The following is a 20,163-nucleotide window of genomic DNA, read 5'->3' on the forward strand; positions in this document are numbered from 1 at the left end:
AAGATTAATGTCTATTGAAATTAACGTACCTGATATCGGTGCAGATGAAGTTGAAGTCACCGAAATTATGGTAAAAGTGGGTGACACTGTAGAAGCAGAGCAGTCACTGATCACAGTTGAAGGTGACAAGGCTTCCATGGAAGTCCCATCGCCACAGGCGGGTGTAGTTAAAGAAATCAAAATTGCGGTTGGCGATAAAGTCGAAACCGGCAAATTGATCATGATTTTTGAATCCGCAAATGGTGCAGCAGAAGCAGCACCAGCACAGCAGGCGGCAGCTCCGGTTGCGGCACCAGCAGCGGCTGAAAGCAAAGAAGTTCATGTACCTGATATCGGTGGTGATGAAGTTGAAGTGACTGAAATCATGATCAAAGTCGGTGATACCATCACTGAAGAACAATCTCTGATCACAGTCGAAGGTGACAAGGCTTCCATGGAAGTTCCTGCGCCATTCGCGGGTACTGTGAAAGAGATCAAAATCGCTGCGGGCGATAAAGTGAAAACCGGCTCTTTGATCATGGTATTCGAAGTGGCAGGTTCTGGTGCAGCACCAGCGGCGGCTCCAGTGGCTGCTCCAGCAGCGCCAGCAGCATCTGCGGCGAAAGAAGTTCATGTACCAGATATCGGTGGTGACGAAGTTGAAGTCACCGAAATCATGGTTAAAGTCGGTGACACCATCGCTGAAGAACAATCTTTGATCACAGTCGAGGGTGACAAGGCTTCCATGGAAGTTCCTGCTCCATTCTCAGGTACTGTGAAAGAGATCAAAATCGCAGCGGGTGATAAAGTCAAAACCGGCTCTCTGATCATGGTATTCGAAGTTGCCGGCGCAGCACCTGCACCAGCAGTGGCAGTACCAGCAGCAGCTCCTGCTCCTGCGAAAGCAGCGCCGGCAGCAAGCAAGCCAGCAGAAGGCAAAAACGAATTCGCAGAAAATGACGCTTACGTTCATGCAACGCCGGTGATCCGTCGTCTGGCTCGTGAATTTGGTGTCAACCTGGCGAAAGTTAAAGGTACTGGCCGTAAAGGTCGTATCCTGCGTGAAGACGTTCAGGCTTACGTGAAAGATGCCATCAAACGTGCAGAAGCAGCTCCTGCTGCTGCGGGCGGTGGTCTGCCGGGCATGTTGCCTTGGCCGAAAGTTGATTTCAGCAAGTTCGGTGAAATCGAAGAAGTTGAAATGAGCCGTATCCAGAAAGTCTCCGGTGCAAACCTGAGCCGTAACTGGGTCATGATCCCTCACGTTAACCTGTTCGATGAAGCGGATATCACAGAAGTTGAAGAATTCCGTAAACAGCAGAACAAAGAAGCTGAGAAGAAACAGCTGGGCGTGAAGATCACTCCACTGGTATTCGTGATGAAAGCAGCTGCAAAAGCATTGGAAGCAATGCCTCGCTTTAACAGCTCCATCTCTGAAGATGGCCAGAAGTTGATCCTGAAAAAATACGTTAACATCGGTATCGCGGTTGATACGCCTAACGGTCTGGTTGTTCCTGTATTCAAGGACGTCAACAAGAAAGGCATCATGGAACTGTCCAGAGAACTGGCTGAAGTTTCCAAGAAAGCACGTGCTGGTAAGCTGACTGCTTCTGACATGCAGGGTGGTTGTTTCACTATTTCCAGCCTGGGTGGCATCGGGACTACCGGTTTTGCACCAATTGTAAATGCGCCAGAAGTGGCAATCATGGGTCTGTCTCGTTCTTCCATGAAACCAGTCTGGAATGGTAAGGAATTCGTTCCTCGCCTGATTCTGCCTATGTCTCTGTCTTTCGACCACCGAGTGATCGACGGAGCGGATGGTGCGCGCTTCATCACTTATATTAATCAATTGATGAGCGATATTCGCCGTTTGGTGATGTAATGCAAAGGCCGGTGAATAGCCGGCCTAATAATTACTGCCGTGACAGATATTTTCCTTGTATATCTAGCAGGTTGGGATTTCTGTCACGTTAACGCGCTTTTCAGGTTATTTACAATTCTGTAAACTGCTCGCGGTGTGTACGTCCCGGTGGAATATGGTTTTTTTACCCAATGGATTTCACTTTGCAGCTAAAATGGCAACGTAAAATACTAGGGTATTTTCGTCTGACCCGCCGGACAAACAATTAAGAGGTCATGATGAGTACTGAAATTAAAGCCCAGGTAGTGGTGCTTGGAGCAGGCCCGGCAGGGTATTCTGCTGCTTTCCGTTGTGCAGACTTAGGTTTGGATACCGTTCTGGTTGAGCGCTACTCTACTCTGGGTGGTGTTTGTCTTAACGTGGGTTGTATCCCGTCTAAGGCACTGCTTCATGTTGCAAAAGTTATTGAAGAAGCAAAAGCACTGGCGCAACACGGCATTGTGTTTGGTGAGCCACAAACTGATATCGACAAGATCCGTCTCTGGAAAGAAAAAGTTATTTCTCAGCTGACAGGTGGTCTGGGCGGCATGGCTAAGGGCCGTAAAGTTAACGTTGTTAACGGTATCGGTAAATTTACTGGCGCTAACACTCTGGTAGTAGAAGGCGAGAATGGCGCAACAACGATTAATTTTGATAATGCCATTATCGCAGCGGGTTCACGTCCAATTCAACTGCCATTCATTCCACATGATGATCCTCGTGTATGGGATTCTACTGATGCACTGGAACTGAAAACTGTTCCAGAACGCCTGCTGGTTATGGGGGGCGGTATCATTGGTCTGGAAATGGGTACTGTTTATCACGCTCTGGGTTCTCAGATTGACGTGGTGGAAATGTTCGATCAGGTCATTCCTGCGGCGGACAAAGACATTGTTAAAGTATTCACTAAACGTATCAGCAAGAAATTCAACCTGATGCTGGAAACGAAAGTGACTGCGGTAGAAGCTAAAGAAGACGGCATCTATGTAACAATGGAAGGTAAAAAAGCACCGGCAGAGCCACAGCGTTATGATGCGGTTCTGGTTGCCATCGGCCGTGTACCGAACGGTAAATCACTGGATGCAGGTAAAGCAGGCGTTGAAGTTGATGAGCGTGGCTTCATCCATGTTGATAAGCAAATGCGCACTAACGTGCCTCACATTTTTGCTATTGGTGATATCGTTGGTCAGCCAATGCTGGCACACAAAGGTGTTCACGAAGGTCATGTTGCTGCTGAAGTCATCTCTGGCAAGAAACATTACTTCGATCCAAAAGTGATCCCATCTATTGCTTACACTGAACCAGAAGTAGCATGGGTTGGTCTGACTGAGAAAGAAGCGAAAGAGAAAGGCATCAGCTACGAGACTGCAACTTTCCCATGGGCAGCATCTGGCCGTGCAATCGCTTCTGATTGTTCAGATGGTATGACCAAACTGATTTTCGATAAAGAAACTAACCGTGTTATCGGTGGTGCTGTTGTTGGTACTAACGGCGGCGAACTGCTGGGCGAAATCGGTCTGGCTATCGAAATGGGTTGTGATGCAGAAGATATCGCTCTGACTATCCATGCTCACCCAACCCTGTACGAATCAATCGGTATGGCTGCTGAAATTTATGAAGGCAGCATCACTGACTTGCCAAACCCTAAGGCGAAGAAAAAGAAATAATCTTTTTTCTTTTGCGGTAGGTTAAGCAAACGTCTTAAACGGCTTCTATTCGGAAGCCGTTTTTTTCATCAGGTAACTGCTATTTTGTGAATGTCAGAAAATAATCACTTGGTTACCACTTTTTCCAGAATAGGAAATTGCTTGTTTCCAGCCAATATAAAATAGAGTACTTCAAATGGAAAGATTAGAAATTATTTTATATCAAGAAATGATAAGAAAATATTTATCCTAAAATGAATTCAATACTTGCATTCACATAAATTAAATGAATGTGTTTTTATATTAATAAGTTAATATAAAAAATAATTTAATATATTTGAATTGATCGTAAAATGTTTTTTCCTTAAAAGCAATACTTGGAAAATGAATGGGGATATTATGACTTCGATCAAGATAATGCCATTTTATTTATTGTTTTTTATGATGTCTTTTTTTTAATCTGTTTATGCTAATGAATTAAATAAAGATATAACCGTTAAAGACAGTGAAAATATGCAAACGGAAAAAATTCCACCTACAGAGAAACTATATCAAAATTATAATGTAACTTTCTTAAATAACACAGGTGCACCTTTGCGGATTTGGAGGAAAGGTTCACAATGTATGCATGGTACAGGTGAAACGAAAATATATATTGATATTGATAAGGAAGCTTCAACTTCACTTCAAGATAGTAATGATTATGCAAGTATCAGTAATAATTGTGGTGGGTATGATAAATACGTTACTTGGGAAGTCGATAATTATTTGTATCCTCCAAATGGAAGACCTCTTGGGATTTGTACTATACAGCTAAGAACTCACCGTTCTTGGTTTAAATGGTATACCGATGTTTTTGTTAAGGAAGATCTTGGGCGTTGTAACTTAAACGTGTTAGCGACATGTGATAAACAAAATTGTATGAATATAGATGATATTCCGAGTAACACGAGTGATACACCAAGTGATATTGTAATAACATTTGGATTTTACAAACATAAATAGATAATCTGGAATAAAAAGTACATATTAGCTCAAACTTGACATGATAGTTAGCCATTTTTTAGTACCAGTGTTAGTCGAGATTTGAGCTAATTTCTTTTCAGTTTAAGCTCGTTTGCTATTATATAATAGTGTCATAGATTTTCTCTTACCGTATGTTTTTCTCTGGTAGGTTCGTTCACTGTTATAATCGAATTGCCAATAATCCAACTCACGATATTCGTTATGGTAAAAAGGGACCTAAGGCGGTTTTCTTGCACGTTGCCAAGTGCGTGGATACAGTAAACTCACATGGTACTGAAGAGCTATTCGGATTTAATGCCTATTCCCGAAGGGGCAGTACAGTGATTATTTCACCCCGGTCACAGAGCTGTTTATGTCCCGGGGTGCTGTTTCTTTGATGTTGCCACACAACTAGAAATTCATTGCGTTATGAATAAATCATCAATTATGTGTTTGATGTTTTCAACTGATTAAACCATTCACGGCCCTGCTCTCTTTCATCATCGGTTCCTGCATCAGCAAACAGTGTCACTACCTTCTGATCAGGAGTCATCGTTTCTGCAAGTTTCCAGGCTGTTTTCCAGTTTGCTGCTGCTGAAGGGCCAATTTTTATTCCGGTCAGTTGGAAAAATTCATACATTGCGATAATTGCTTCTTCATAGGAGACTTGATTGAAGGAGGGTTCTTCAGGCATGAATTTGTTGATAAAAGGCTGGCGTAAACCCCAACCAAAACCACCGGCACCCGCAAATTTTTTCTTACCGTTAGGTGCAGCAAGCGATCCATAAGGTAATTCCTTCGGTGTGCTCGCCAATATTTTTAGTTGAGGATTATCCTGACGTAACGCCGCGCTTACACCGGCTAATGTACCGCCCGTACCGACCGCAGCGACCCAGCCATCAGCATGTGCGCCGTTTAACTGGCGTCGAATTTCTGCACCGGTTTGGTATTGATGCACAGCAACATTCACCAGATTGAGTTGTTGGGAGAGGAGTGTCCAACTGCTGTCATCATGTGCAATTTCCTGGCCGCGAGCAAGGACACCGAGCAGGAAAAAATTGTAATCAACCGTGGTGATGACCGCATTGACTGATTTTAATTCCTCAACGAGTTTTTCTGAGACAGCGTCAGGAATCACCGCATGTACTGGAATGCCACACATATAACCCAAATGTGCCAATGCCTTCGCCATATTACCACCAGAGGCATCAAGTAATTTTAGTTCTCCTTGGGAAAAATCATGTTTATTGATCGCATCACAAAATAAACCGAAGGCGACCCGGTCTTTCACTGAACCAAATGGATTTTCAGATTCAAGTTTAGCAAAAATGGATGCTTTCCCTTCCGGTGAAGGTACAGAAATGAGAGGCGTATTTCCCAAGGATGCATATACTTCTTCTAACTGAGGAAACAGGGAAAATGCTTTTTCTGTATTGGGTAAATTATCTTGTGGATTAAATAATTCAAAATTCATTATAATATTCCTTTGAAATTTTTTTGGAGTGAAAATTAAAATATGACGAATTGCTTAGAAATGAAAAGAAAAGGATTATCATTAATTTATCAAGATAAAAAATTATGACTATTTCATTATCGATATTTTCTATATTACCGTTGTTTCATTTTTTCTTTTTTGAGCTGTCGGGAATAAAATAATAATATCCGAACACTGTATCTTGAAATTCATTGGATATATTTTCAGTATACTTTGGTTTCTATACTGTTAGGGGTTATTTTTGTTGATTTCACGTCAATAATAACCTTTCCTTCCATAAAGAGAATGATTGTTACTGTAAATTTGAATATGAGAAACGTTTATTCTGGAGATTGTAATCCCAAAGCCTGATGTGAGTGCCAGTCTTCATCCACTTCTCTCAATATTTCCTCTGGTACGCCAATCTCAACTGACAATATCAATAATTCTTCAATAGGTTCCATAATGTTGTATTGTTGTTAAAGGATGATAGCTATTATTCATATTGTTCATGAGCCGGTCGAGGCATTTTGTGCTAACGTGATTATTTTGAAAGCAAATATATTGAATGAAAAGTGCTAAAGTTATTAACCCGTTTCATTCAATTTATCTTAATTTTTTATTAATCAGAAGTTTATTTATTTTCTGCGGAATAACTAAATGAAAAAATGGATTTATTAGTTAAATAACGTGTTAGTGAGGCTATGGTATTGTTACTTGAAGTGTTATTTAGTGTTATTTCAGATTGATTCTTGATGAGCCTGTTTTTTGACTCTCTATGTTATGAAAGTCTAGAAGAAAAATACAGGGCTAATGATGTTTCACAAAATTCAATGGCAGCTCAAGGTTCTTTCGTTTTTTTACTTCCTTGTCGTTTTTTCTTCCTAGTAAAGTAGTTTTAATAAAAAATAATTTCATTCTGATACAGAAAAAGAAAACTCAGGTATTTTCAGGTCACTCCAGAAAAAATAGCATATTAATCTAATATACTCCCTCTAAATAAGGTCTTTTTAGAATTTTATGGCTGTATAATGTTGATTTTATGTGAATGAATTAACATAGTATTCAAATTTTGGTATGCTAATTGCCCGAAGCAGAGCATAATCTTGAAGTTATGTGAGCAAAATCCTCTGACCTGGCACCCTTGATGATTGTTTTAGCAGATTGTTTTTTGATGATCGTTACCGGGTGCAGACAGCCGGGTATATAAAATGAAAATGAGAGTGAGGAGAAAATCGTGCTAGAAGAATACCGCAAGCACGTAGCCGAGCGTGCAGCTCAAGGCATCGTCCCTAAACCATTAGACGCAGCTCAGACAGCCGCGCTGGTAGAATTACTGAAGAACCCACCTGAAGGTGAAGAAGATTTCCTGCTGGATCTACTGACCAATCGAGTTCCCCCTGGTGTAGATGAAGCCGCTTATGTTAAAGCGGGTTTCCTTGCAGCCATTGCTAAGGGAGAAACGCTGTCTCCTTTGGTTACACAGGAAAAAGCCATTGAATTGTTAGGGACTATGCAGGGTGGATATAATATCCATGCTTTGATTGATGCCCTTGATGATGAAAAATTGGCTCCGATTGCGGCAAAAGCACTTTCCCATACATTGCTGATGTTTGACAGTTTTTATGATGTGGAAGAAAAAGCGAAGGCAGGCAACGTTCACGCCAAACAGATAATGCAGTCATGGGCTGATGCAGAATGGTTCCTTGGGCGTCCTGAGTTGGCGGAAAAAATAACAGTTACCGTCTTTAAGGTCACTGGTGAAACCAACACAGATGATCTCTCTCCTGCGCCTGATGCATGGTCACGTCCTGATATTCCTTTGCATGCACTGGCTATGCTCAAAAATGCCCGTGAAGGTATTGAACCAGATCAAGCCGGTGTGATTGGCCCGATTAATCAGATAGAATCACTGAATAAAAAAGGCTATCCATTGGCTTATGTGGGTGATGTTGTCGGTACAGGTTCTTCCCGTAAATCAGCGACTAACTCCGTATTGTGGTTTATGGGGGAAGATATTCCGTTTGTGCCGAATAAACGCGGTGCCGGTGTGGTATTGGGCGGAAAAATTGCCCCCATCTTCTTCAACACAATGGAAGATGCGGGAGCATTACCCATTGAAGTGGATGTCTCTAAACTCAATATGGGGGATGTGATCGATATTTACCCATATAAAGGTGAAGTCCGTCATCACGATACAAACGAATTATTGGCAACTTTTGAGTTGAAAACCGATGTATTGATTGATGAAGTACGTGCCGGTGGTCGTATTCCATTGATTATCGGGCGCGGTTTAACCGGAAAAGCCCGTGAATCATTGGGGCTGCCGCACAGTGCTGTATTCCGTCAGGCAAAAGAAGTTGCGAAAAGTGATCGTGGTTTCTCACTGGCTCAGAAAATGGTTGGCCGTGCTTGCGGTACAACGGGTATACGTCCCGGAGAATACTGTGAGCCTAAAATGACTTCAGTGGGTTCTCAGGATACGACCGGGCCAATGACACGGGATGAATTGAAAGATCTGGCGTGTCTGGGCTTCTCTGCGGATTTAGTCATGCAGTCATTCTGTCATACTGCGGCTTATCCAAAACCGGTTGATGTGACTACACATCATACACTGCCTGACTTTATCATGAACCGTGGCGGGGTATCACTGCGTCCGGGGGATGGAATTATCCATTCATGGCTGAACCGTATGTTGCTGCCGGACACCGTGGGTACAGGTGGCGATTCTCATACTCGTTTCCCTATTGGCATCTCTTTCCCAGCAGGATCAGGCTTGGTCGCTTTTGCTGCCGCAACAGGCGTGATGCCTCTGGATATGCCTGAGTCCGTGTTGGTGCGCTTTAAAGGGAAAATGCAACCGGGTATCACTTTGCGTGATCTGGTTCATGCGATCCCTTACTATGCGATTCAGCAAGGCTTGTTGACTGTCGAGAAGAAAGGCAAGAAGAATATTTTTTCTGGCCGCATTCTTGAAATCGAAGGCCTGCCAGAACTCAAAGTTGAGCAGGCATTTGAATTGGCTGACGCATCTGCGGAACGTTCGGCGGCAGGTTGTATGATTAAGCTGGATAAAGATCCGATCATTGAATACCTGCAATCGAATATCGTATTGCTGAAATGGATGATTGCAGAAGGCTATGGTGATCGCCGGACATTGGAACGCCGTATTATTGGCATGGAAAACTGGCTGAAAGATCCTCAATTGCTGGAAGCGGATGCTGATGCAGAATATGCTGCGGTGATTGAGATTGATTTGTCTGGGATTAAAGAGCCCATTTTATGTGCACCAAATGATCCGGATGATGCACGTCTGTTGTGCGAAGTGGCTAACAGCAAGATTGATGAAGTATTTATCGGTTCATGTATGACCAATATCGGCCATTTCCGTGCAGCGGGTAAATTACTGGATCAGCATAAAGGTCAATTACCGACTCGTTTATGGGTTGCACCTCCAACCAAAATGGATGCAGCTCAATTAACAGAGGAAGGCTATTACAGTGTCTTCGGTAAAAGCGGAGCACGCATTGAGATCCCCGGTTGTTCATTGTGTATGGGGAATCAGGCGCGCGTAGCAGATGGTGCAACCGTGGTTTCTACTTCTACCCGTAACTTCCCGAACCGTCTTGGTGCTGGTGCAAATGTCTACCTGGCTTCTGCGGAGCTGGCGGCAGTGGCTTCATTGCTGGGCCGTTTGCCAACGGCGGATGAATATTTGCAGTTCATGGGTAAAGTTGAAGAAACAGCGGAAGATACTTATCGCTATCTCAATTTTGACCAATTGAGCCAATACACAGACAAAGCGGATAATGTTATCTTCCAAACTGCTGTGTAAGAAAGTATATTGAATAAAGGGAGGCCAATGCCTCCCTTTTTTTATGCCTTCCGTTTTATGATGCAGTTATGACTACTTTGAGGTAGTTTTTTTGAGGTAGTTTTTGTGTCAGTTTGTGGACTGCCTCAGAGGTGGGATTGGCAGAAGAGTTTAAAATCCAGAGGTGGTTATCTGGTGGACGTCATCATAGTGGAGGTCGGTAATGGAATATGAATTTATGCAGGATGTTACAGGACAAGTCACAACATCATTTTCAATGGATCATGAAGCTATTGGTCATTGGTTAAATGAGGAAATAAAAAGTGATTTGAGTAAATTGGATCAAATTGTTTCCGCATTGGAAAAGCTTAAGGGCAGTGAGCGCCAGTGGCAGCTGATTGGTCATGAATATACGCTATTCATGAGCGAGGATGAAATCATGATCAGAGCCAACCAGCTCCAGTTTGATACTGAGATGATAGAAGAAGGCATGAGCTATTATGATAACGAAAGTCTGGCTTTTTGTGGAACAGACGATTTTATCAATATGCTGACTGATTACAGGTGTTTTGTTTTACAAAAAAACAAAAAATAAGTATTAGTGTTCAATAAATAAGGACTTTCTGCCATAATCGATATTATATTATCCTTCTGCGTCGGGATAATTTTTTCCATTTTTTGAACAGAAACCCATGTTAGCCGACAGCGTTTATAACTAATAATCTCTCCGGATAGAGGTGGGTGACAACAATAACGGTGGACTTTGTATGGAAGAGATCAATCTAACCAATGAGATTGATAAAGCAGCAGGTTGGTTCGTCAACAATCAGGATTTACTGATTCAGTATGCGATGAATATTGTATCTGCCATTTTGATTCTCATTATTGGTTTATTTGTTGCCAAAATAGTGGGTAAGACAGTCAAGCGAGTGATGTCATTGCGTGGTATTGATACCACTATCTCTGATTTTTTATCCATGATTATACGTTATGCTGTTATCGCATTTACGATTATTGCTGTTCTTGGAAAATTGGGTATACAGACCGCGTCTGTCATTGCTGTGATCGGTGCTGCCGGTTTAGCCGTAGGTTTAGCTTTGCAAGGTTCCCTATCTAATTTTGCAGCCGGTGTTTTGTTGGTGATATTCCGCCCGCTTCGTACTGGTGAGTATGTCAGTATTGGTTCAGTGGAAGGAACTGTTGTGCAAGTGCAGATTTTTTCCACAACATTACGTACCGCTGATGATCGTATCGTTGTGATCCCCAATAACAAGATCATTTCAGATAACATCATTAATACCAGCCGTGAACCTAACCGTCGAACTCAGATCATCGTTGGTGTCGCATATAATGCGGATATTGATGAAGTGAAAAAGGTGTTGGGTGATGTGATTAAAGAAGATAAACGCATTCAACATGAAAAAGGCGTCACTATTCGCCTGCATGAAATGGCGCCTTCATCATTGAACTTCATTGTGCGTGTATGGACGACTAATGGTGATGCCTGGAATGTGTACTGGGATTTAATGGAAAACTTCAAGCGCGCTTTAGATAAGCATAATATCGGTATTCCGTTTCCACAAATGGATGTTTATCTGCATCAACAACAAGTCGCCTTACAGAAGAAAACGGGCGAATAATCAACATATTTTGGTGTGAGGTGTTTTTTGGCTCACACCAAAGCCAAATATGAATCCGGGTTTTAATTCGAATAAAACCGCCATCACTTTTTCTAATGATAGATAAGAATCATTCATTTTCACTAATGTGTGATATTGCCTAATATGCATTCATACCGTAACTGATTAAATCAATTTTTAGGAATATCCATATGTTTTATACTCTTATACAGGGATTTTTTCTCGGTGCTGCAATGATACTTCCGCTCGGGCCACAAAATGTTTTTGTCATGCAACAAGGGAGCAGAAAGCAATATCATTTAATGGCTGCGGGATTATGCGCCCTGAGTGATACTTTGCTTATTGTCACAGGGATATTTGGCGGAAGTGCTTTGCTTAGTCAGTCAACATTTTTATTGCAAGCCGTAACGTGGGGAGGTGCCGCATTCTTATTATGGTATGGATGGAATGCACTCCGGGCCGCATTATCAGCGAAAGTTGAACTTGCCCGTTCAGGGAATATTATCCAGAGCCGTTGGCGGGTCGTAGTAACATTGTTTGCGGTAACATGGCTGAATCCCCATGTTTATCTGGATACTTTTGTAGTACTGGGGAGCGTTGGCGGGCAATTGTCCATGGAACTAAGGCCATGGTTTACGACGGGCGCAGTGCTGGCCTCCATCAGTTGGTTCTTTGCATTATCGCTTCTGGCTGCGTGGTTTTCTCCTGTTCTCAACCAACCTCGTTCACAACGAATTATTAATATCTTTGTTGCTTGCGTGATGTGGTACATCGCTTGGGGATTAATCAGGCAAGGAATATAGATTCTCATTGATTCCAATACTTCTTTATATAATCTATAACGTCTTTATAGATAGTGTGCTAATGTTTCTGAAAAGTACCTTATTAATGTAACTATGCCCTATTTGAGGAGGTTTTGTGAAACATAAATCACTGGTACTCGCTGTAATGATGGCGCTGGGAAGCCTGTCTGCCACAACAGCTTCCGCGGCTGAATTGCCATCTGTTCCACACATTTCCACTTCTGGTAACGCGATAATTAAAGCGGCACCAGATATGGCCACATTGATGATCAATGTCAGCGAAACTCAAAAGAGTGCGGCTGATGCAAAGAAAAAAGTGGACGAACGTGTAGCCAAGTATTTTGATTTCCTGAAAAACAATGGAATCGAAAAGAAAGATATTGATGCTGCCAATTTACGCACACAGCCAGAATATCAATATGATCAAAAAACCGGTAAATCAAACATTACAGGTTATAGAGCTTCGCGCTCAGTTGAAGTGAAAGTTCATAAACTGGATCAACTGAATACCTTGCTGGATGGTGCTTTGAAGGCAGGCTTGAATGAAATTAATTCAGTTCAGTTCAGTGTTGAAAATCCACAACGCTACCGTGATGAAGCCAGACAAAAAGCCATTGAAAATGCCATTCAGCAGGCGACAGCATTGGCAAAAGGATTTAGTGGTAAACTAGGCCCGGTATACAGCATCAATTATCGTGCTCCTGACGCAGTGCCGATGCCAATGAGCCGCCAGAAATACCAGGCAGCTCTAATGGCCGCACCTGTTGCCGATTCAGCGAGTGAAACATATGAGCCACAGAGCATAGAGTTTTCTGATCACGTTGACGCGGTTTTTGAATTACAGCGTTAATGCGCTCCATCATCCTGACGTAACATCTGGCGCCCGAGTTTAAGCAGGGCGTCAGTCACTTTCCTCATCGCTCCGCTTTCTGGGGCAAAGCGATGCCAGTAAAGCATACGCCGCTGGCACAGTCCGGGCGTTAAATCAACTAATTCACCTGCTTGCAATTCTTTATCGATTTGCAAATGCGGGATCATACAACATGTTGAACCTTGTTTTGCCAATTGAACGAAAGCTTCAGAAGAGTTCACGATGTGGCAAGGAACACTGCCCGGTGATAAATCAAAATTTTGCTGCAAAAATGCCTGGTGCATGTCATCCAGATGGTCAAAAGCAACGGCAGGTGCTTTCAGCAATGCTGAACGAGTTACGCCATTCGGGAAAAAACGGCCAGCGAATTTAGGAGAAGCAACAAATAAATAGTCGAGAGCACCCAGCTTGTCAACTAAACAGCTTGGTAAGGGTTGAGACTGAATACTGATCGCCCCGACAACTTCCCCGCGCCGCAAGAGTTCTTGGGTTCGGGTTTCATCTTCTACCTGAATATTTAACCGGATAGGTAAATCGGATAAAACAGGATGAAGGGCCGGTAGAAGCCAGGTTGCCAGACTGTCTGCGTTAACTGCGAGAGAAAGCAGTAACGGAATTTCATTGCTACTTTCATCTCCGAGCCACTGGGCTTCCAATAATTCTACCTGATGCAACAGCGCAAGCAATTTTTGCCCTTGTTCTGTTGGGCGTGGGGGAACTGTACGCACCAGTAATGGCTGACCAAACAGATTTTCTAATTGTTTGATGCGCTGAGATACCGCGGATTGGGTGATACAAAGTTTTTGTGCCGCCCGCTCGAAACCACGTTCTCGTATCACGGCATCCAATGCTTGTAGGGAGCGGTAATCAGGACGTTTCATTGAAAGTAAGATTCTCCATTTTATGTGGCCCAGCCAGCACTATGCCATATTTTTTCGTGAGATGAGCCAATATTGTTTATACTGGCCATCAGATTTTTCCTTGTAACTGATTATAGGCTGTGATTGAAATGACTCAGGATGAACTGAAAAAAGCAGTAGGTTGGGCAGCATTGGAATACGTCAAACCAGGCACAATCGTAGGTGTTGGTACAGGTTCAACGGCTGCACACTTTATTGATGCATTGGGAACGATTAAAGATCAAATTGAAGGGGCAGTATCTAGCTCAGAAGCATCAACTGAGAAATTGAAAAGTCTTGGTATCCCTGTGTTTGACTGTAATGACGTCGACACCTTGGATATTTATGTTGACGGGGCTGATGAGATCAATGGTCAGATGCAGATGATTAAAGGTGGTGGTGCAGCATTAACCCGGGAAAAAATCATTGCTGCTGTCGCAAAGAAATTTATCTGCATCATTGACTCATCTAAGCAAGTCGATGTTTTGGGCAAATTCCCTCTGCCGGTTGAAGTTATCCCAATGGCTCGTTCCTATGTCGCCCGTGAGTTGGTGAAATTAGGAGGAACGCCGGTTTATCGTGAAAATGTGATAACAGATAATGGCAACTGTATCTTGGATGTCCATAACCTTTCCATTGTCACTCCAGAAGAATTAGAAAATAAAATTAATAGCATCTCTGGTGTGGTGACGGTAGGTCTTTTTGCTAACCGTGGCGCTAACGTGGTGTTGGTGGGAACTGCGGACGGAGTTAAAACGTTCACAGAATAATCGGTTAGTGAGGGCAGAATAATCTGCCCTCAAAATATTTTTGTATTTATTCAAAAAAAGAAAATTTGGTGATATATATCACATTTCAGCCTAAAAAAGACGCAAAATCCCACATTTATTCTGTAACGAATTATTTTACTTTGTATAACAACTCATTTACTGTTACTTATTCTGTCGTATACGCAATCGGTTGTATTGCCGTTACCGTTTTTTTTGTTATTTTGTTGGAATCTATCGGCGTTATGAAAGTTATACCTAATTGATTTCGAGTTGCAGTGTGGGGCACGGGAGCAACTTTCTGGGAACATTGAGCATTATGTGATGGGAATTAGCGAGTACAGCCAGCAAGGCTGCAACCAGAAAGATAAAGGGTATACAGTACAACTAGGGCGGGCAAATGGTTAAGGTATCTCTCGAAAAGGATAAGATTAAATTTCTGCTGCTGGAAGGCGTTCATCAAAGCACAGTAGACAAATTGAAGGCGGCTGGGTACAGCAATATTGAATATCACAAAGGTGCATTGGAGCCTGAAGCTCTGAAAGAAGCAATCCGTGATGCCCGATTTGTAGGGATTCGTTCCCGCACTCAGCTGACAGAAGAAATTTTCTCCGCAGCTGAGAAACTGGTTGCAGTAGGATGCTTCTGTATTGGTACTAACCAAGTTGATCTGGAGGCCGCGGCAAAACGCGGTATCCCTGTATTTAATGCACCATTTTCTAATACCCGTTCGGTAGCTGAGATGGTTCTGGGTGAATTACTGCTGTTATTGCGTCGCATACCTGAAGCGAATGCAAAAGTGCACAAAGGGATCTGGGACAAGCAGGCAAAAGGTTGCTATGAGGCGCGTGGAAAAAAACTCGGTATCATCGGTTACGGGCATATTGGTACACAGCTTGGTATTTTGGCTGAAAGTATCGGCTTGAATGTCTATTTCTATGATATTGAAAATAAATTACCACTGGGCAATGCGCAGCAAGTTCACCATTTGTCTGAATTACTGAATATGAGTGATGTTGTGAGCCTGCATGTTCCTGAAACGGCTTCAACCAAGAAAATGATAGGTGTAGAAGAACTGGAACTCATGAAGCCCGGAGCAATTTTGATCAATGCTTCCCGTGGCACAGTAATCGATATTCCGGCACTGAGTGCAGCTCTGGAGAGCGGTCATTTGTCCGGAGCGGCAATTGATGTATTTCCGGTAGAGCCTGCCGCAAACGGCAACTCTTTCACTTCGCCGCTAAGCAAATTTGATAACGTGCTGCTGACTCCCCATATCGGTGGTTCAACTCAGGAAGCACAAGAGAACATTGGCTTGGAAGTGGCCGGTAAGTTGGTGAAATATTCTGACAATGGTTCTACGCTGTCGGCAGTCAATTTCCCCGAAGTTTCATTGCCCATTCACGCCAAAGATACGCACCGTTTACTGCATATCCATGAAAACCGCCCAGGCATTTTAACCAGCATTAACCAGATATTTACGAATCAGGAAATCAATATTGAAGCACAATATTTGAGGACTGAAGGGAATATTGGTTATGTGGTGATCGATATTACGACGCAGAACCCGACTCAAGCTGAATCCGTATTGCAACAACTGAAAAGTGTGTCCGGCACGATCCGCTCCCGCTTACTGTATTAATTGATTTTACGCTTCAAAAAGCAGGGCTATTGATAAAAATAGCCCTGTTAACTTTAATCCCATTGCCATACTTTTTCTGGGGTAATGATTTCTGGCAGAGGGATATCCCAACTTGCGCTGGGTAATGTTTCGACCAACTGAAAATCATGTGCCAGCCCGATGGGATAAAAATGTTGTTGTTGCCATTTGGCGAGAGTTCTATCATAAAATCCGCCTCCCATGCCTAAACGCTGTCCGGTGCAATCGAAAGCAACCAGTGGAATAAACATCACATCCAGTTCGGATACGGGTAAAACCTGCCGGATATCTAATGGTGGCTCTTCGATATTGAAACGGTTCCGAATGAGGGGAGTATCGGGGGAATAATGCAGGAAAAGCAGATGATGCCGACTAAAGGGGTGCAATATTGGCAGATAGACCTGTTTATTTTGTTGCCAGAGCTGCTGAATCAGCGGACGTGTATCCAATTCCCCGTCAAAAGAAAGATATAGCGCAATTCTGCGGGCTTGCTGAATTTTAGGATGTGTAATGACTCGCTGAGCAGCTTGTTGGGCAAATTGAAATTGTTGTTCGGGAGATAAATTTTGACGCAATTGTCGGATTTTTTTTCTGATGGATTTCCGAAAAGAGAAAAATGAATCTGATTGCATGATACCTGCCTATTGATGCAGAAAAGGATACAAAACAGATAAAGATAGGGGGTTCTCCAAGATGCCGTTGCAGGTAGTAACCCTTGAACCCTTGGTTCAAGGTGAACGCAGTGTCGCCTCTATTAGGCTTCTTGGATAAACCAAGCATGCTCACAAGAGACGGAGCACCACATTCTATAGAGATGAAATATCGGCTCAGGGGACTTACCTGCTCACAAACACCTCAGAGAAATTTTTTTGTCGTTCAGATCACCCAAATGGGTCATCTGCAACGTCGTGAAACCTATTGTATGAAACTAAATGAAGAAAGCAATAGCTTATATTAATCTTGAGTGACTACTGTCTGATTTATCAACAAGATTTAGTTTGTTGATCAATAATGGTATCGATTATTTTACCTTTTTCTAACTTTTACCCTGTTCTAACAGCGCCTTTTCAATGGACTGCTGAAGCATTTTTATTTTTTGTTCCATATTGTAGGAATAATCACGGGTTTTCATTTTTTCCTGTGCTAACTCGTGACAAACATTCAGTGCCACAATAAAAACCAGTTGCTCAGTGTTAGTTACTTTGGTGCGCTCTTTGAGGTTATGCAAACGCTGCTCAAGTTCCTCAGCAGCAGCTTGTAATGCTTCTATCTGCTCTGGAGGACAATTGACGCGTAATGACCGCCCAAAAATCTGAATATCTACTGGCTGTGCAGACATGACACCTTCCTGATTTATTACTGGCCGATACCTTGATTTTGGCATATATCCTTTATCTTTCAAATTGTTGCTTTATGGGCTGAGCCACAATTTGAAATAATAGGATATAAATTAAATATTGCTATAAAAACAAGGTCGGCACCAATCATTACTGTACAATACCAGAAGCCCCTTTCTTATATCGGCATGCTGTCTGGTATAGCGACTCCCCTTGATGGTAGCATAGCATGAACTTATATCGCCAACGATGATCAATATACATGTCTATACAAAACTCATTACCTAATTATCAATCATTCGATGAAATTTTGCAGCAACAGTCCGTTGCACTGACCGCTGCTGAAATGCATGGCTTAATCAGCGGATTACTGTGCGGTGGGAACCATGATACTAGCTGGCAAACGCTGGTGCATGATCTTGCCAATGATGGCCTGGCATTCTCGCAGGTTTTGGCTCAGCCCCTCAGGGAATTATACGAAACAACGTTTGAGTTGTTGGATGACAATAATTTTGCATTTAATTTACTGCTTCCTGATGAGGAATTGGGGGTTTTTGAATGTGCAGATGCGTTGGCGGGATGGGTAAACCATTTTTTGTTGGGATTAGGCGTAGCAAATCCAAAATTGACGGAAAAACCAGAAATTAAGGAAATAGTCACCGACTTGCGCGACATCGGAATGTTGGGGTATGACGAAAACGAAGATCAGGAAGAATTATCCCAAGCGCTTGAAGAAGTATTGGAATATATACGCGTTGCTGTTCAGCTTTGTTATATCGCTTTAGCTTCACCCAAAATCACAGATAGTAAAAAAAATGAAAAGCCAACATTGCATTAATTGGCTCTGAATCACCCTGTCGATTTTAAGTTGCAGATTTTAAGTGGCAGAGTCACGGTGAGGAAACATAACTCCGGTTATATAGGTATGTGTGATTATGTAGCCGGAGGTTTCAGTATGGCTAATAAATCAGCAATTTGAAAGATGAAGGGTATACCAACTAATAATAATGAAATCGAAATTGCAGGAGAGGGTATGACTAAACAAGAATATTTATCCCGTCGTCAGGCTTTTTTGTCAAAAATGGCACCGGCCAGTGCAGCGATCATTTTTTCAGCCCCGCCTGTGACACGTAATTCAGATAGTGAGTATCCTTATCGTCAACATAGTGATTTTCTTTACCTGACTGGATTCAGTGAACCGGAATCTGTTCTGATACTGATAAAAAGCGATGAAACTCATAATCATAGTATATTGTTTAATCGTATTCGGGATTTGACTGCGGAAATTTGGTTTGGTCGCCGTCTTGGGCAGGAAGCCGCACCCAAAAAACTGGGGGTTGATCGTGCCCTGCCATTTGATGATATCAATGAACAGCTCTACCTGTTGCTGAATGGTCTTGAAACGGTTTACCACGCTCAAGGGGAATTTGAATACGCGGATAACATCGTTTTTGGGGCGTTAGATAAGCTGCGTAAAAACAGTCGTCGTAATCTGAGCGCCCCTTCAACGATGGTGGATTGGCGTCCGTGGCTACATGAAATGCGTTTGTTCAAATCAGAGGCTGAGCTGGAAATCATGCGCAAAGCGGGGAAGATCAGCGCACAGGCGCATACCCGGGCGATGCAGGCTTGCCGCCCGGATATGTTTGAATATCAGCTGGAAGCAGAGATCCACCATGAATTCACGCGTCAGGGTGCGCGTTTTCCAGCTTATAACACCATTGTGGGCGCTGGCGAAAACGCCTGCATCCTGCATTACACTGAAAATGAGCGTCGCATGAAAGACGGAGATTTGGTCTTGATCGATGCAGGGTGTGAGCATGAAGGATATGCAGGTGATATTACGCGAACATTCCCGGTCAATGGCAAATTCACGCGTCCTCAACGTGAAATTTATGCCATTGTTCTGGAATCCATTAATGTCGCCCTTGAATTGTACAAGCCGGGTACCAGCATTCGGGAAGTCACTGCTCAGGTAGTGCGTGTCATGGTCAAGGGATTGGTCAAATTAGGAATTATGCACGGAGAAGTCGAACAATTGATCGAAACCAATGCTTATCGCCAATTTTTCATGCATGGTTTGAGTCATTGGTTAGGACTGGACGTACATGATGTGGGGCATTATGGCACGGATCGTGATCGCATACTGGAGCCGGGCATGGTGTTAACTGTCGAGCCGGGGCTTTATATTGCACCGGATGCGGATGTTCCACTGGAATATCGGGGCATAGGTATCCGCATTGAAGATGATATCGTCATCACGGATGCCGGAAATGAAAATCTGACCGAGTATGTCGTGAAAGATCCGGATGAAATAGAAGCGCTGATGGCACAGGCGAAACAGGGCCAGAAACAGGGTTAAAGTTAA

16 protein-coding genes and 1 other RNA gene are annotated in these 20,163 nt (G+C 42.9%); 12 read left to right on the forward strand and 5 right to left on the reverse strand.

Going from position 1 to position 20,163, the window contains the following annotated elements:
* The first annotated feature begins 7 nt into the window (after nt 1-7).
* The 3 genes from aceF to Xsze_RS09060 all read left to right on the forward strand — a co-directional run bounded on the left by aceF (nt 8) and on the right by Xsze_RS09060 (nt 4,530).
* A complete protein-coding gene (gene aceF / locus Xsze_RS09050; protein WP_099139114.1) occupies nt 8-1,861 on the forward strand; it encodes a pyruvate dehydrogenase complex dihydrolipoyllysine-residue acetyltransferase in 1,854 nt (617 codons plus the stop codon).
* 257 nt (nt 1,862-2,118) lie between these two features.
* Complete coding sequence (gene lpdA, locus Xsze_RS09055; RefSeq protein ID WP_099138873.1) at nt 2,119-3,546, forward strand: dihydrolipoyl dehydrogenase; 1,428 nt, start codon at nt 2,119-2,121, stop codon at nt 3,544-3,546.
* A gap of 492 nt (nt 3,547-4,038) precedes the next feature.
* Complete coding sequence (locus Xsze_RS09060; RefSeq protein WP_038239245.1) at nt 4,039-4,530, forward strand: hypothetical protein; 492 nt, start codon at nt 4,039-4,041, stop codon at nt 4,528-4,530.
* 445 nt (nt 4,531-4,975) lie between these two features.
* Here Xsze_RS09060 and Xsze_RS09065 read toward each other — a convergent pair whose 3' ends face one another.
* Nucleotides 4,976-6,004 (reverse strand): pyridoxal-phosphate dependent enzyme, encoded by a 1,029-nt coding sequence (locus Xsze_RS09065; RefSeq protein WP_038239243.1) that lies wholly within the window; start codon nt 6,002-6,004, stop codon nt 4,976-4,978.
* 1,237 nt (nt 6,005-7,241) lie between these two features.
* Between Xsze_RS09065 and acnB the strand changes: the two genes are divergently transcribed.
* The 5 genes from acnB (at nt 7,242) to Xsze_RS09090 (ending at nt 13,111) form a co-directional block, all read left to right on the forward strand.
* On the forward strand, nt 7,242-9,839 hold the full coding sequence (gene acnB, locus Xsze_RS09070) for a bifunctional aconitate hydratase 2/2-methylisocitrate dehydratase (RefSeq protein ID WP_038239240.1): 2,598 nt from the start codon (nt 7,242-7,244) through the stop codon (nt 9,837-9,839).
* A gap of 202 nt (nt 9,840-10,041) precedes the next feature.
* Nucleotides 10,042-10,413 carry a YacL family protein gene (locus Xsze_RS09075; protein WP_038239238.1) on the forward strand — a complete coding sequence of 124 codons (372 nt, stop codon included), beginning with the start codon at nt 10,042-10,044 and terminating at the stop codon, nt 10,411-10,413.
* A gap of 172 nt (nt 10,414-10,585) precedes the next feature.
* On the forward strand, nt 10,586-11,458 hold the full coding sequence (mscS, locus tag Xsze_RS09080; RefSeq protein ID WP_038239236.1) for a small-conductance mechanosensitive channel MscS: 873 nt from the start codon (nt 10,586-10,588) through the stop codon (nt 11,456-11,458).
* Between the two features lie 191 nt (nt 11,459-11,649).
* Entirely contained in the window at nt 11,650-12,261 is a 612-nt protein-coding gene (gene argO / locus Xsze_RS09085) for an arginine exporter ArgO (RefSeq protein WP_038239234.1), read from the forward strand.
* 115 nt (nt 12,262-12,376) lie between these two features.
* Nucleotides 12,377-13,111: an oxidative stress defense protein gene (locus Xsze_RS09090; RefSeq protein WP_038239232.1), complete on the forward strand. Its 735-nt coding sequence runs from the start codon at nt 12,377-12,379 to the stop codon at nt 13,109-13,111.
* Here the strand turns inward: Xsze_RS09090 and Xsze_RS09095 are convergent.
* The gene (locus tag Xsze_RS09095; RefSeq protein WP_038239230.1) at nt 13,108-14,013 is read right to left on the reverse strand and encodes a LysR family transcriptional regulator ArgP; all 906 of its coding nucleotides are present in this window, start codon (nt 14,011-14,013) and stop codon (nt 13,108-13,110) included. The genes Xsze_RS09090 and Xsze_RS09095 overlap by 4 nt on opposite strands.
* A 128-nt stretch (nt 14,014-14,141) precedes the next feature.
* Between Xsze_RS09095 and rpiA the strand changes: the two genes are divergently transcribed.
* Together rpiA and serA are read left to right on the forward strand one after the other, a co-directional pair.
* Nucleotides 14,142-14,801, forward strand: coding sequence for a ribose-5-phosphate isomerase RpiA (gene rpiA, locus Xsze_RS09100; RefSeq protein ID WP_038239228.1), 660 nt, complete (start codon nt 14,142-14,144; stop codon nt 14,799-14,801).
* 397 nt (nt 14,802-15,198) lie between these two features.
* Nucleotides 15,199-16,440: a phosphoglycerate dehydrogenase gene (gene serA, locus Xsze_RS09110; protein ID WP_038239226.1), complete on the forward strand. Its 1,242-nt coding sequence runs from the start codon at nt 15,199-15,201 to the stop codon at nt 16,438-16,440.
* Nucleotides 16,441-16,493: 53 nt separating this feature from the next.
* On the opposite strand, the gene Xsze_RS09115 is transcribed toward serA, so the two are convergent.
* From Xsze_RS09115 to zapA, 3 genes are all read right to left on the reverse strand, one after another.
* Nucleotides 16,494-17,090 carry a 5-formyltetrahydrofolate cyclo-ligase gene (locus tag Xsze_RS09115; protein ID WP_038239223.1) on the reverse strand — a complete coding sequence of 199 codons (597 nt, stop codon included), beginning with the start codon at nt 17,088-17,090 and terminating at the stop codon, nt 16,494-16,496.
* Between the two features lie 49 nt (nt 17,091-17,139).
* A non-coding RNA gene (gene ssrS, locus Xsze_RS09120) (6S RNA) lies at nt 17,140-17,323 on the reverse strand.
* A 171-nt stretch (nt 17,324-17,494) separates the two neighbouring features.
* On the reverse strand, nt 17,495-17,797 hold the full coding sequence (gene zapA, locus Xsze_RS09125) for a cell division protein ZapA (protein WP_038239221.1): 303 nt from the start codon (nt 17,795-17,797) through the stop codon (nt 17,495-17,497).
* A gap of 260 nt (nt 17,798-18,057) precedes the next feature.
* Between zapA and Xsze_RS09130 the strand changes: the two genes are divergently transcribed.
* The gene (locus tag Xsze_RS09130; RefSeq protein ID WP_038239218.1) at nt 18,058-18,633 is read left to right on the forward strand and encodes a YecA/YgfB family protein; all 576 of its coding nucleotides are present in this window, start codon (nt 18,058-18,060) and stop codon (nt 18,631-18,633) included.
* Nucleotides 18,634-18,828: 195 nt separating this feature from the next.
* Entirely contained in the window at nt 18,829-20,157 is a 1,329-nt protein-coding gene (gene pepP, locus Xsze_RS09135; RefSeq protein ID WP_038239215.1) for a Xaa-Pro aminopeptidase, read from the forward strand.
* Nucleotides 20,158-20,163 lie beyond the last annotated feature (6 nt).

The sequence above is a fragment of the Xenorhabdus szentirmaii DSM 16338 genome (assembly GCF_002632585.1).
Taxonomy (GTDB): domain Bacteria; phylum Pseudomonadota; class Gammaproteobacteria; order Enterobacterales; family Enterobacteriaceae; genus Xenorhabdus; species Xenorhabdus szentirmaii.

Excerpts from the sequence above, each read along its gene's own strand:
- aceF (WP_099139114.1), top strand. The coding sequence starts at position 8 with ATGTCTATTGAAATTAACGTACCTGATATCGGTGCAGATGAAGTTGAA.
- lpdA (WP_099138873.1), top strand. The coding sequence starts at position 2,119 with ATGAGTACTGAAATTAAAGCCCAGGTAGTGGTGCTTGGAGCAGGCCCG.
- Xsze_RS09060 (WP_038239245.1), top strand. The coding sequence starts at position 4,039 with ATGCAAACGGAAAAAATTCCACCTACAGAGAAACTATATCAAAATTAT.
- Xsze_RS09065 (WP_038239243.1), bottom strand. The coding sequence starts at position 6,004 with ATGAATTTTGAATTATTTAATCCACAAGATAATTTACCCAATACAGAA.
- Xsze_RS09075 (WP_038239238.1), top strand. The coding sequence starts at position 10,042 with ATGGAATATGAATTTATGCAGGATGTTACAGGACAAGTCACAACATCA.
- mscS (WP_038239236.1), top strand. The coding sequence starts at position 10,586 with ATGGAAGAGATCAATCTAACCAATGAGATTGATAAAGCAGCAGGTTGG.
- argO (WP_038239234.1), top strand. The coding sequence starts at position 11,650 with ATGTTTTATACTCTTATACAGGGATTTTTTCTCGGTGCTGCAATGATA.
- Xsze_RS09095 (WP_038239230.1), bottom strand. The coding sequence starts at position 14,013 with ATGAAACGTCCTGATTACCGCTCCCTACAAGCATTGGATGCCGTGATA.
- rpiA (WP_038239228.1), top strand. The coding sequence starts at position 14,142 with ATGACTCAGGATGAACTGAAAAAAGCAGTAGGTTGGGCAGCATTGGAA.
- serA (WP_038239226.1), top strand. The coding sequence starts at position 15,199 with ATGGTTAAGGTATCTCTCGAAAAGGATAAGATTAAATTTCTGCTGCTG.
- Xsze_RS09115 (WP_038239223.1), bottom strand. The coding sequence starts at position 17,090 with ATGCAATCAGATTCATTTTTCTCTTTTCGGAAATCCATCAGAAAAAAA.
- zapA (WP_038239221.1), bottom strand. The coding sequence starts at position 17,797 with ATGTCTGCACAGCCAGTAGATATTCAGATTTTTGGGCGGTCATTACGC.
- Xsze_RS09130 (WP_038239218.1), top strand. The coding sequence starts at position 18,058 with ATGTCTATACAAAACTCATTACCTAATTATCAATCATTCGATGAAATT.
- pepP (WP_038239215.1), top strand. The coding sequence starts at position 18,829 with ATGACTAAACAAGAATATTTATCCCGTCGTCAGGCTTTTTTGTCAAAA.